Annotated in this window: 10 protein-coding genes; 4 read left to right on the forward strand and 6 right to left on the reverse strand. The window is 61.9% G+C overall.

The window, feature by feature from the left end:
- The 5 genes from VF497_RS01200 to VF497_RS01220 all read right to left on the reverse strand — a co-directional run.
- Window positions 1–696, reverse strand: a 696-nt coding sequence (locus tag VF497_RS01200; RefSeq protein WP_330885449.1) for a pitrilysin family protein, incomplete at its 3' end; no start/stop codon positions are given.
- A gap of 164 nt (window positions 697–860) precedes the next feature.
- Complete coding sequence (locus VF497_RS01205; protein ID WP_330885451.1) at window positions 861–2186, reverse strand: choice-of-anchor Q domain-containing protein; 1326 nt, start codon at window positions 2184–2186, stop codon at window positions 861–863.
- A 122-nt stretch (window positions 2187–2308) separates the two neighbouring features.
- Complete coding sequence (locus VF497_RS01210; protein ID WP_330885453.1) at window positions 2309–3607, reverse strand: choice-of-anchor Q domain-containing protein; 1299 nt, start codon at window positions 3605–3607, stop codon at window positions 2309–2311.
- Window positions 3608–3735: 128 nt separating this feature from the next.
- Window positions 3736–4896, reverse strand: a complete 1161-nt coding sequence (locus VF497_RS01215) for an acyl-CoA dehydrogenase family protein (protein ID WP_330885455.1) — start codon at window positions 4894–4896, stop codon at window positions 3736–3738.
- Window positions 4897–4959: 63 nt separating this feature from the next.
- Complete coding sequence (locus tag VF497_RS01220; RefSeq protein WP_330885457.1) at window positions 4960–5739, reverse strand: hypothetical protein; 780 nt, start codon at window positions 5737–5739, stop codon at window positions 4960–4962.
- A 115-nt stretch (window positions 5740–5854) separates the two neighbouring features.
- On the opposite strand from VF497_RS01220, the gene VF497_RS01225 reads away from it, so the two are divergent.
- The 4 genes from VF497_RS01225 (at window position 5855) to VF497_RS01240 (ending at window position 12466) form a co-directional block, all read left to right on the forward strand.
- Window positions 5855–6781, forward strand: coding sequence for a metalloregulator ArsR/SmtB family transcription factor (locus VF497_RS01225; RefSeq protein ID WP_330885459.1), 927 nt, complete (start codon window positions 5855–5857; stop codon window positions 6779–6781).
- Between the two features lie 33 nt (window positions 6782–6814).
- The gene (locus VF497_RS01230) at window positions 6815–7900 is read left to right on the forward strand and encodes a homocysteine S-methyltransferase family protein (protein WP_330885461.1); all 1086 of its coding nucleotides are present in this window, start codon (window positions 6815–6817) and stop codon (window positions 7898–7900) included.
- Window positions 7901–7931: 31 nt separating this feature from the next.
- Entirely contained in the window at window positions 7932–10661 is a 2730-nt protein-coding gene (gene metH, locus VF497_RS01235) for a methionine synthase (protein WP_330885464.1), read from the forward strand.
- 200 nt (window positions 10662–10861) lie between these two features.
- A complete protein-coding gene (locus tag VF497_RS01240; RefSeq protein ID WP_330885466.1) occupies window positions 10862–12466 on the forward strand; it encodes a hypothetical protein in 1605 nt (534 codons plus the stop codon).
- Between the two features lie 27 nt (window positions 12467–12493).
- On the opposite strand, the gene VF497_RS01245 is transcribed toward VF497_RS01240, so the two are convergent.
- On the reverse strand, window positions 12494–12823 hold the full coding sequence (locus VF497_RS01245; RefSeq protein WP_330885468.1) for a lipid-A-disaccharide synthase N-terminal domain-containing protein: 330 nt from the start codon (window positions 12821–12823) through the stop codon (window positions 12494–12496).
- Window positions 12824–13053: the final 230 nt, after the last annotated feature.

Raw genomic sequence — 13053 nt, forward strand, 5'->3', positions numbered from 1 at the left:
GAAGTGCCCGGCCACGATCAAGGTCGCATTGTCGGGCTGGTAATACTTGCGGTAGAACGCCTGCAGGTGCGAGATGTTCACATTCTCGACGTCGGCGCGCGCGCCAATCGTCGAATGCCCGTAGTTGTGCCATTCGTAGGCGGCCGCAGCCATGCGCTGCCAGAGGATCGTGAACGGATTGTTTTCGCCCATCTCCATCTCGTTGCGCACCACGGTCATCTCGGGATCGAGATCGGCCTTGGAAATATTTGCGGCGGTCATGCGTTCGGCTTCCATGCCGAGCGCCCACTCGATTGCGGCGGGATCGGTCGGAAACGTCTCGAAATAGTTCGTGCGGTCGAACCAGGTCGAGCCGTTGAACTGCATGCCGCGCTTGGACAATTCCTGGCCGATGTTTTGGTACGACTTGCTGCTCTTGAACAACAGATGCTCGAGCAGATGAGCCATGCCGGTTTCGCCGTAGTCCTCCATGCGGCTGCCGACGTGGTAGGTCATGTTGATGGTCACGGTGGGCTTGGAGTTGTCCGCGAACAACAGCACCTGCAGGCCGTTGCCGAGGCGGTACTCGCTCACGCCTTCGACTTCGGTCACTTTGGTCACGCCTCTCGGCAGCACCCCTTCGGCGAAGGTGCGGGCAGTCACGACCAAGGCCAGCATCACGCCGGCCAGCATCGCAAAAACTTGTTTTACGCTCACTATCTGCTCCTTAGATGTCGAGGGATGCGTTGCAGGTTTCTGGAAGTGCGGCGAGCTGTGCTTGGGCCACGGGCAGCTCTCTCAGCTTCGTGCCGTGCAGAGCGGAACGCCGCGCCGCAACGGCTCTGCGTCCGCGTTCGTTCGGAAGCGCACCGGCTTTGATTTCAGTCGCCGCAATTGATTGCGGATTCGAAGGCCAGACGGGTCAGCGGAAATTGGCCGCTGCCGAACTCGGGCAGGCTCGACTGATAGTTGAACTGCGCAGCCGAACAACTCGTCACATCGATGTCTACCGTGCCCCACTCGCTCGGCTTCGCTCCTGTCGGCGAGCCGCCCGGTTGCAGCACACCGCCGAGATTGCGATACATCGATGCGTGAATGTGCCGATCCGAGGCGAGCGTGCCGACACCGAATATCCACGCCGGCTTGCCGTTCTGGTCGAATGTATTCCAGAACACCATCACATCCTTGCTGTCGTGGATGCGCTGCACCGAAACGTAGTGGCCATTGGCGATGCCCGGCACGTAGTAGAGCCCGTTCATGCCATTCTCGGTGACGAGGCCCAGACCACCGCCGGATTCGTATGCGCCCGCATCGCAATTCGTCGCGTTGCGCGTGACACCACGCGCATCGGTCGCTTCGCAATATTTCGCGGCGCCGGCGCGGTAGGCCGGATTGCCATAGCCGATCTGTATGGTTGGAACCAAGCCGCCGTGGTCGTCCGCGGCAGGCAAAGTGAGGGCGGAAACGATCTTGTCGCCTGTGCTCGTGGAGAGCCCGCAGCCCGAATCGGTCAGTATATTGCCGCCGAACGAGGCAAGCGGCGCATCATCGGTGCCGAAGCAAATTCGCGTCGCGGAAGAAAGCAGGGAGTTCGACAGAAAGATTGCGCTCTGCGGCACAAATCCACTTGAGCCAAGAGTTAATTTGGAATTGATAAACGTGGAGTTGTACGCCTCGAAGCTGCTCGTCAGACTCGCATTTATCCACGTGGTATTGCGCATCGTAACGGTTGGGCTTCCTCCGATGCCAAAGACATTGCCATTAAATGTATTGCTGACCAATCCATTTCCCCAGACCGTGACGTTCTCCAATGACAGGGTTCCTCCTCCATTGCTGATCCGCGCACTGGAAGACCCAATCAAACACGTGTCGGTCTGATCCTTAACTTGCAAATTGCGAATGGTAAGCGAGGCTCCGTACTCGACGCCGATGGTCGTGCCGAGCCCGCAAACCTCCTGGGCCGTCAACGTGGAGCCGTTCCCCTCGATCGTTAGATTTCCCGCCTTCAAATCAAATCCACAAATACTCGTTATGGAACTCACGTAGTTGCCGCTTCGCGCAAGCTGAACGGTGGTACGAGCAGTTTCGGCGCCTTTGACAGCATTCTGCAAAGCTACGCAATCGCCATCAGCAATCCGCACCACTCCCGCCTCAGCGGTTTGATACAGGCCTAAAGCAAAACTCAGAAACAGAACAAAGCGCAGCATGGCGTCACTCCTCTGAAAGCAATTTGGTCTTCTTGTTTTATGAATTTTCCCATTTCGCGGCGCACCTACTCGGGCTCGAAGCCGAATTCCCGTTACTCGGATGTTGGACGTGTGGAACGATGTCAATCGCCGCAATTGATCGCGGATTCGAAGGCCAGGCGGGTCAGCGGGAACTGACCGCTGCCGAACTCGGGCAGGCTCGACTGATAGTTGAACTGCGCAGCCGAGCAACTCGTCACATCGATGTCTACCGTGCCCCACTCACTCGGCTGGGCTCCGGTCGGCGCTCCGCCGGGTTGCAGGACGCCGCCGAGATTGCGGTACATCGATGCATGAATGTGCCGATCGGAGGCGAGCGTGCCGACACCGAATATCCACGCCGGCTCGCCGTTCTGGTTGAACGTGTTCCAGAACACCATCACGTCCTTGTTGTCATGGATGCGTTGCACCGAAACGTAATGGCCGTTGCTGACGCCGGGCACGTAGTACAGCCCGTTCATGCCATTCTCAGTGACAAGGCCCAGACCGCCGCCGGACTCGTATGCACCCACATCGCAGTTCGACGCGTTGCGGGTGACGCCACGCGCGTCGGTCGCTTCGCAATACTGCGCGACGCCAGCGCGATAGGCCGGGTTGCCATAGCCGATCTGTACGGTAGGCACCAAACCGCCGTGGTCGGCAGCAGCGGGCAACGTCAAGCCGGAGACGACTTTGTCACTGGTAGAGGCGAAGAATCCGCAGCTCGAATCCGAAATCACATTCCCGCCAAGTGAACTAACCTCATCGCAGACGCTTGCGTTGGATACAAGCGAGTTAGTCAGTTTGATGAAAGTAAGGCAAAGCGATCCGTGCGCGAAGCATGGCCCTCCCTCCAATGAGGAATCTACAAAGGTCGAATTGTATACATCGATGTCGCCCCACAAACCAGCCTTGATCCAAGTCGTATTGCGCAGTGTCGCCTTTCCAACCGTAAGATTGAAAAAAGTTGTGCGGCTAAGTCCGTTACCAACCACGGTTACGTTTTCCAAGGACAGTGTGCCCCCGTCGTTGGATATCCTCGTGCTCGGGGGTGTCTGGCAGGTGTCGGTCTGATCCTTGAATTGCAGATTGCGAATAGCGAGCGACGCGCCGCTACCCATCTGAATGGTCGTGCCAACACCGCACGTTTCCTCTGCGATCAACGTGGCGCCATTACCCTCCAGCGTCAGATTTCCGCTGTTCAAATTGATTCCACATGCTGCCGTCGAGGAACTGACATAAATTCCACCGCGTGCAAGCTGGACTTGTGTGGGCTGGGAAGAGGCCGCGGTGACGGCAGCCTGCAAACCGGCACAATCGCCGTCAGCGATCCATGCCACTTTTGCCAGAACGGTTTGAGGGGCAGCCAAAGCAAAAATCAACAACAGAACGAAGCGCAGCATGGTCGTCACTCCTCTGTATTGTGGGCGCGGCCTTCTTTTCTGCGGGAACCCCGCATTGCACAGGGCGCCCGCTCAGGCTCGGCGTTAGAGACTAACTCCATTACAGAAAAGTTCAGACTACATTTAATTTATCTCAACCCGGTTTCGTTGCGCGCAATCACCATGCGTTGGATTTCGCTCGTTCCTTCGTAGATCTCGGTGATCTTGGCATCGCGGAAGTAGCGCTCCAGCGGCATTTCCTTGGAATAGCCCATGCCACCGTGCACCTGGATCGCCTGATGCGTGATCCACATCGCCGATTCGGATGCGGTGAGCTTTGCCACCGCAGCTTCGGTCGAGAATTTGCCGCCGGTCTTTTCCGCCTGCTGCTTGGCCCAGGCCGCGCGCAGCACGAGCCAGTGCGAGGCGTCGAGCTTGCACTTCATGTCGGCGATCTTCTGCTGGATCATCTGGAAGCTGCCGATGGACTGGCCGAAGGCCTTGCGGTCGCGCGCATACGCGAGCGTCGCCTCATAGGCCGCGCGCGACAGGCCGACCGCCTGCGAAGCGATGCCGATGCGGCCCGCATCGAGCACGCTCATCGCGACCTTGAAGCCCTCGCCCTCGACGCCGATCAGATCCTCGGCCGGCACGCGATAGTCGGTGAATTCGATCTCGCAGGTCGCCGAGGCGCGGATGCCGAGCTTGGGTTCAGTCTTGCCACGATGGAAGCCAGCACACTCGGTGTCGATCATTAGCGCGCTGATGCCCTTGGCGCCCTTCGCCGGATCGGTCATTGCGAACAGCAGGATGTACTTGGCGAACGGGCCCGAAGTAATCCAGCTCTTCTTGCCGTTGACGATGAAACTGCCGTCGGCCTGTTTGACCGCACGCAGCTTCATCGCGGTCGCGTCGGAGCCTGACTGCGGCTCGGTCAGTGCGAATGCACCGATCGCCTTGCCCGATGCGATCGGCTCGACATATTTCAATTTCTGCTCGTGCGTGCCGAACTTGAGCAGGCCGTTGCAGTACAGCGTGTTGTTGACCGACATGATCGTCGAGGTGGCGCAATCGGCAGTCGCAATCTCGATCATCGCGAGCACGTAGGAAATCGAATCCATCCCCGCGCCGCCGTACTCGACCGGCACCTCGATGCCCATCAGGCCAAGTGCGCCCATTTCCTTGATGTTGTCGAGCGGGAACTCGCCCTTCGCATCGAACTCGGCCGCGACCGGCGCGATGCGCTTCTGCGCGAAGTCGCGCGCGATGGCCTGGATGGAAAGCTGGTCTTCGCTAAAGTTGAAATCCATAACGGCTCCCAATGGATGTTTTTCTTGCGGGTGTAGGCAGAACGGTCATTTTACCGCTTCGCGCTATCGCTTCGTGTAGTCCGCGAAATCGCAGGGCTTGTCGCGCAGGCGTTGATTGAGCATCCAGCCGAGCAGGCCGGGCGTCGCATAGGCGCGATGCCAGATCACGTGCTCTTCTTCCGGATACTCGGTGTAGATCGGCCGCGCGCCCATCGCGCGCAGCGCGCGCACGACCGCGCGCGAGCCGACCATCGCCCCGCCGTAGCCGGTCTCGACGTCGGTGTCGTTGTCCTTGCCGCCGTGAAAAATCCATTGCGGCACGGATGTGATCGGCGCAAGTCCCGAGGTTTCGGTCATGCCCGACATCGGTACCGCGGCGGCAAAACAGGCAGGCCAGGTCTTGAGCGCATCCCACACGCCCGTCGCGCCGTCGGAAATGCCGGTGAGAATCACGCGGCGCTTGTCGATCGGAAAGCGCGCGAACGCATCGCGCACGACGGACGCTACGCGCGCCGCCGGCCAATAGGCATCGGTCGTTTCCGGAGCGATGTAGACGAACGGCACGTCCGCCGAGATCGCCTGGTCGATCAACTGCATTGAACCGTTGCCGTAACCGCCGAGCTGCGATTCATTGTCGGTGCCGTCCTGCCAGTCGCCGTGCAGGAAGATCACCAGCGGCAGCAATTCGCCGTTCTCGCGGCCCGGCGTGACGATCGCGCGATACGGCACGCGCAGCGCGTCTTCGGTCCAGTATTTGCCGAGCGCGCTTTCTTCCACGGCGAAGCATGGCGCGCTCACGAGCGAAACCAGCAAGATCGAGAACAGCTTTGCCAAGAATTTCATTGCATCCATTTCATTCGTTGCTTTTTGCCTTGCGATCACGAGCCCGCAAACATTGACGCTGTTGTCGCACAAGTATAATCTTCACATATATCTTTCAATCAAGATGAAAGGATAAATGGATCTCGCCTCCACCTCGGCTCTGCTGCGCCTGCTCTCCGACCCGACCCGGGTGCGGCTGCTCGCGCTGCTCGAACGCGAGGAGCTGACCGTGGCCGAGCTGTCCGACGTGCTGCGCCTCGCCCAGCCGCGCGTGTCGACGCACCTGGCCAAGCTGAAAGAGGCCGACCTCGTGCGCGACCGCCGCGCGGGCGTATCGGCCTATTATCGCTACAACTCCGAGCTGGACGCGAAATCGTCGGCATTTCTGCACGCGCTGCGCGAGACCATCGACGACGCCCTGCTCAGAAACGATGCACAGCGCCTGCCGACCGTGCTCGCCGAACGCGCGCGCGCCGAAGGCTGGGCGGACACCGTCGCCGGCGACATGGAACGCCACTATTCGCCGGGCCGTACCTGGGAAGCGCTGGCGCGCGCGCTGGCCGGACTGATCGACCCGGGCGACGTGCTCGACATCGCCTCAGGCGACGGCGCGCTCGCCGAACTGCTCGCGCCGCACGCACGCAGCATCGTCTGCATCGATTCGAGCGAGCGCGTGGTCAACGCCGCGCGCGCGCGACTCAAGGCATTCGCCAACGTCGAAGTCGAAGCTGGCGACATGCATGCGCTCGACCTCGGCGCACGCCGCTTCGACCTTGTGCTGTCGATGCACGCCCTCACCTATAGCGACGCGCCGGCGCAGGCGATTGCCGAGGCCGCGCGCGTGCTCAAGCCCGGCGGACGCCTGCTCGTGACCACGCTGGCCAGGCACGCGCACCGCACCGCGGTCGCGCCGTTCGACCACCGCAATCTCGGTTTCAAGGATGCCGACCTACGCGAGTTCGCGCGCAAGGCCAGCCTCAAGGTGCTGAGCTGCACGCGCCTGACGCGCGAGCGCCGGCCGCCGCATTTCGAAGTGCTGTCCCTGTTGGCGCAGAAGCCCTGATCGGCACGGCAAAGTTTTGTCTGGAGCAATGAAATGAACAACACCCTGCCCTGGCTCAATTCAGCCCGCACGCAGCAACTGCTCGACGCGCTGGCCAAGCGCATCCTCGTCATCGATGGCGCGATGGGTACGATGCTGCAATCGTACAAGCTCGAAGAGGACGGCTATCGCGGCGCGCGCTTCGCCGAAGGCAAGGACGCGCACAGCCAACACGAGCACCACGGTCCCGGCTGCGATCTCAAGGGCAACAACGACCTGCTCTCGCTGACCCAACCCGAGATCATCAAGGCTGTGCACATGGCCTACCTCGACGCCGGCGCGGACCTGATCGAGACGAATACGTTCAACTCGACCACAATCAGCCAGGCCGACTATCACCTCGAACACCTCGCCTATGAACTCAACCGCGAAGGCGCGCGGCTCGCGCGCGAGTGCTGCGATGCGGCCGAGGCGAAGACTCCCGACCAGCCGCGCTTCGTCATTGGCGTGCTCGGGCCGACCAGCCGCACCGCGTCGATCTCGCCCGACGTCAACAATCCCGGTTTCCGCAACGTGAGTTTTGAAGAGCTCGACACGACCTACCGCGACGCCACGCGCGGGCTGCTCGACGGCGGCGCCGATGTCGTCATGGTCGAGACGATCTTCGACACGCTCAACGCCAAGGCCGCGCTCTACGCGATCGGCCAGGAATTCGCCCGCCGCGGCGCGCGCGTACCGATCATGATCTCGGGCACGATCACCGACATGTCGGGGCGCACGCTGTCGGGCCAGACCGCCGAGGCGTTCTACTACTCGCTGCGTCATTCGCAGCCGCTGTCGATCGGCCTCAACTGCGCGCTCGGAGCGAGTGAACTGCGCGCCTATGTCGACGCGCTGGCACAGGTTTCCGAGTGCTACGTCTCGACGCATCCGAACGCGGGCCTGCCGAACGCGTTCGCCGAATACGATGAAACACCCGAACAGATGGCGACGACTGTCGGCGAGTTCGCGACCAGCGGCCTCGTCAACCTCGTCGGCGGCTGCTGCGGCACGAGTCCCGCACATATCCGCGCGATCGCGCAGGCGGTGCGCGGCGTGGCGCCGCGGGCGTTGCCGAAAGTTGAATCGCAGGCCGCGTGAAACCCCTGCTCGTCATCCTCGTTTCTCGAGAATGACGTCAAAAGAAGAAAGTACGAAAAACATGATCGAACTCCCCCGCCACACCCGCCTTTCCGGTCTCGAACCGTTCGTCATCACGCCGGATCTGCTGTTTGTCAATGTCGGTGAACGCACCAACGTCACCGGCTCGGCCGCGTTCAAGAAGCTGATCAAGGAAGATCGCTACGACGAGGCGGTCGAAGTCGCGCGCCAGCAGGTCGAGAACGGCGCGCAGATCATCGACGTCAACATGGACGAGGGCCTGATCGACTCCGAAATGGCGATGGCGAAGTTCCTCAACCTGATCGCGGCCGAGCCCGACATCGCCCGCGTGCCAGTCATGGTCGATTCGTCGAAGTGGACGGTGATCGAATCCGGCCTGCGCTGCCTGCAGGGCAAGGGCGTGGTCAATTCGATCTCGCTCAAGGAAGGCGAGGAAATCTTCCTCGAACACGCGCGCAAGGTGCTTGCCTATGGCGCCGCCGTGGTCGTGATGGCGTTCGATGAAACCGGCCAGGCGGACACCAAGGCACGCAAGGTCGAGATCTGCGCGCGCGCCTACAAGATCCTGACCGAGCAGGTCGGCTTTCCGCCCGAAGACATCATCTTCGATCCGAACATCTTCGCGATCGCGACCGGCATCGAGGAGCACAACAACTACGCGGTCGATTTCATTGAGGCGACGCGCGAGATCAAGGCGACACTGCCGCACTGTCACGTTTCCGGCGGTGTGTCGAACGTTTCGTTCTCGTTCCGCGGCAACGAAACCGTGCGCGGCGCGATCCACAGCGTCTTTCTCTACCACGCGATTGCGGCTGGCATGGACATGGGCATCGTCAACGCGGGTGCATTGCCGATCTACGACGATCTAGACCCCGAACTGCGCGAGCGCGTCGAGGATGTCGTGCTCAACCGCCGCGAGGATGCGACCGAACGACTGCTGGAAATTGCGGAAAAGTACAAGAAGGGCAAAGGCGAGCAGGCCGGCGGCAGCAAGGAAAAGCTGGCCTGGCGCGAGAAGAATGTTCGCGAGCGTCTGTCGCATGCGCTCGTGCACGGCATCGACGAGTTCGTCGAGGTCGACACCGAGGAAGCGCGCCTGCAGTCCACGCGCCCGCTCGACGTGATCGAAGGGCCGTTGATGGACGGCATGAACGTCGTCGGCGACCTGTTCGGCGCGGGCAAGATGTTCCTGCCTCAAGTCGTGAAATCGGCGCGCGTGATGAAAAAGGCCGTGGCCTACCTGCTGCCGTTCATCGAAGCCGAAAAAGCGCGCACCGGCGATGCCGGAAAATCGAACGGCAAGATCATCATGGCGACGGTCAAGGGCGACGTGCACGACATCGGCAAGAACATCGTCGGCGTCGTGCTCCGCTGCAACAACTTCGACGTGATCGATCTTGGCGTCATGGTGCCGGCGCAGAAGATTCTCGACGCGGCCAAGGCCGAAAACGCAGACATGATCGGCCTTTCGGGACTCATTACGCCCTCGCTCGAGGAGATGAGCCACGTCGCCAAGGAAATGCAGCGCCAGGATTTCCACGTGCCGCTGCTGATCGGTGGCGCGACAACCTCGCGTGCGCATACGGCACTCAAGATCGAACCGCATTACAAATCGCCGACGGTGTGGGTGAAGGATGCCTCGCGCGCGGTCGGCGTTGCGCAGTCGCTGATCTCGAAGGATCTCGTAGACGATTTCATGGCGAAGATTCGCGCCGAGTACGCCGACATCCGCGAGCGCCACAAGGATCGCGGCCCGGCCAAGCGCCTCGTCTCGCTCGAGCACGCACGCGGGCAGGCCTTCGACGGAAAATGGGAAACGTATACCCCGCCCGCGCCAAGCCGGCCCGGCATCACCGTATTCGCCGACTATCCGCTGGCCGAACTGGTCGAGCGCATCGACTGGTCGCCGTTCTTCAATACCTGGGAACTCGCCGGCCACTATCCGCAGATCCTCGACGATGCGATCGTCGGCAAGCAGGCGCGGGAGCTGTTCGACGACGCGCAGAAGATGCTGAAGCAGATTGTCGCCGAGAAGTGGCTCAAGGCCAGCGCCGTGATCGGCTTCTGGCCGGCCGCGCGCGTCGGCGACGATATCGAGGTGTCGTTGGAGTCAGGAAAGAAATTGAGGCTGCACTCCCTGCGCCAGCAGGCCGACAAGCCGCCTGGCCGCCCCGATTTCTGCCTCGCCGACTTCATCGCGCCGAAGGATTCGGGCAAGCAGGACTGGGTCGGCGGCTTCGCCGTCACCGCGGGTATCGGCATCGAGGAGAAGCTCGAGGAATTCGGCAAATCCTACGACGATTATTCCTCGATCATGCTCAAGGCACTCGCCGATCGCTTGGCCGAAGCGTTTGCCGAGCGTCTGCACGAACGCGTGCGCAAGGAATTCTGGGGCTATGCGTCCGACGAAACGCTGGCCAACGACGAATTGATCGCCGAGAAATACCGCGGCATACGCCCCGCTCCCGGCTACCCCGCCTGCCCCGATCACACCGAGAAAGGCACGCTGTTCGCCCTGCTCGACGCGACGAAGAACGCGGGCATAGAACTCACCGAGAGCTTCGCGATGTACCCGACCGCCGCCGTATCCGGCTGGTATTTCAGCCATCCGGACAGCCAGTACTTCGTGCTCGGTCGCGTGACCAAGGAACAGGTCGAAGACTACGCCAAGCGCAAGGGCTGGACGCTGACCGAAGCCGAACGCTGGCTCGCGCCGAACCTCGACTACGATCCCGAGTAGCCGCCCTATCCTCCCGCGAGCGATTTCTCGCCTGCGCGGAAACATGTAAGCTCGGTGTATCGACCACGACTTGGGGAGAAGTCATGAAGCCGATCCACCGTCGCCTTGTTGCGACATTCGGCGCCTGCGCGTTGTCCGCATGCGCATCCGCTCCGCAACAAAAATCCGACGCGCACTCCGACCACGCTGAGCACGCGGGCATGGCAGCGCCAGTATCGACGCTCACGCAGTGGGCTCAAGGAGCGCAGCGTCTGGATGGACTCGGCGCCTACTCGCGCAAAATCACGACCCGCTCGCCGGAAGCGCAGGCTTATTTCGACCAGGGCCTGAACCTGATCTACGGCTTCAACCACGACGAGGCGGTGCGCGCGTTCGCCAAGGCCATCGAACTCGATCCGGCCTGCGCGATCTGCTACTGGGGCGCAGCCGAGGCGCTCGGGCCGAACTACAACATGCCCGCGATGGAGCAGCGCTGGCAGGCGCTGTGGGGCGCTGTCGAGTCCGCACAGAAACACACCACGCATGCGACGCCTGCCGAGCAGGCCCTGATCGCCGCGCTCGGCAAGCGTTACACGGGCGCAACGCCTGTGCCGGCCGAAAAGATGCAGCCGTTCAACGACGCCTACGCGAGCGCGATGCGCGAGGTCGCCAAGCAGCATCCGGCCGACGACGACGTGCAGGTGTTCTTCGCCGAGGCGCTGATGACGGCCAACCCGTGGAAGCTGTGGAGCAACGACGGCAAGGCCGCGCCGGGCACGGACGAGATCGTCGCGACGCTCGAAGGCGTACTCGTGCGCAACCCGACGCATCCAGGCGCCAACCACTACTACATCCACGCGATCGAAGCCTCGCCGCATCCGGAAAAAGGCCTCGCCGCCGCCGATCGACTCGCCGCGCTCATGCCCGGCGCCGGCCACATCGTGCACATGCCGTCGCATATCTACCAGCGCGTCGGGCGCTATGCCGACGCCAGCACGGCGAACATCGATGGCGCGAAGGCCGACGCCGTCTACGTCGACAAGGCCAAGCCGCCGGGCTGGATGTATTACAGCGGCATGTATTTCACCCACAACTACCAGTTCCTCGGCTACTCGGAAGCGATGCGCGGCCGCTCGGCCGCAGCGCTGCAGGCGATGCGCGAGATGACATCGCAGCTCACCGACGAATCGCTGCACATGGGCACCGGCCTCGACTGGTACGCTGCCGAGCCGTTTTTCGTGATGGAGCGCTTCGGCCGCTGGCAGGACATCCTCTCGGCGCCGGCACCGGACCCGAAACTGCTCGGCCTGTCGGCTGCCTATCGCTACGCGCGCTGCGCGGCTTTCGCCGCGACGGGTCGGGTAGACGCCGCTATCGCGGAGAAAAACGAGCTCGACGCCATCGCCAAGGCCACGCCGGCCGACGCGCCGGCCGGGCTCAACAGCGCCGGCGACCTCATCGCTGTAGCGTCGTCAGTCGCAACGGCACGCATCGCCGCGGCACAGGGCCGACGCGGCGATGCGATCGCCGCGCTGCGCGAGGCCGTCGCGAGAGAGGATAAACTCAACTACGACGAACCGGCCGACTGGTTCAACCCGGTGCGTCACCTGCTCGGCGCGGAGCTGCTGCGCGAGCACAAGGCGAAGGAAGCCGAACAGGTCTATCGCGACGACCTGCAGCGCCATCCGGAAAACGGCTGGGCACTGTACGGTCTCGCGCAATCGCTCAAGGCGCAGCACAAGGTAAAGCAGGCGGCCGCGGTCGAGCAGCGTTTCAAAGAGGCGTGGAAGGATGCCGACATCATCCTTGCCGCCTCGGCCTACTGAGGCAGCCGCGGCCAAGACGAAGCGAAGTTAGGTCTCTTCGGAACTACCTGGCTCGATCACTTCCTGCCGGTGATGGCGAATGTGGGTAACGAGGTTGTAAACGGACACGAACGTCGGGAAAAGGTTCGACATCACTCCCACCGAATCGTTCTTGCCGAAAATGAAGTACGTGAGCAGCAACGCGCTCCCGGTGATCGACAGCCACCAGAACGACAGCGGCATCACGACGCGACGCAGCTTCTTCGTCGCGTACAACTGCACGAACCAGCGGGCGGTAAAGAGAAATGCGCCGAGATAGCCGACGAGCTTCCACGGCGTCACGCCGATGTTGTGTACGTGGAACAAAACTTGATTCATTGAGGTGATCTACACCGCCGGAAAGGGTGCTCATTTTAGCAAGCGCCTGTTCGAACCGCCTGAAGACCTTGCGCCGCTTGACCAAATCAGAGTGGGTTGGCACGCAACGGAGGAATCTTCTCCCATCGGGAGAGGATGCCGGCAGGCGGATGAGGGTCCGCCATGGAATCAACGCCGATTCGGCCTAGCACCCTCATCCAGCACTCTACGCCACATTCTCCCAACGGGAT

Origin of the sequence: Rudaea sp. (genome assembly GCF_036383415.1) — a bacterium.
Taxonomy (GTDB): Bacteria; Pseudomonadota; Gammaproteobacteria; order Xanthomonadales; family Rhodanobacteraceae; genus Rudaea.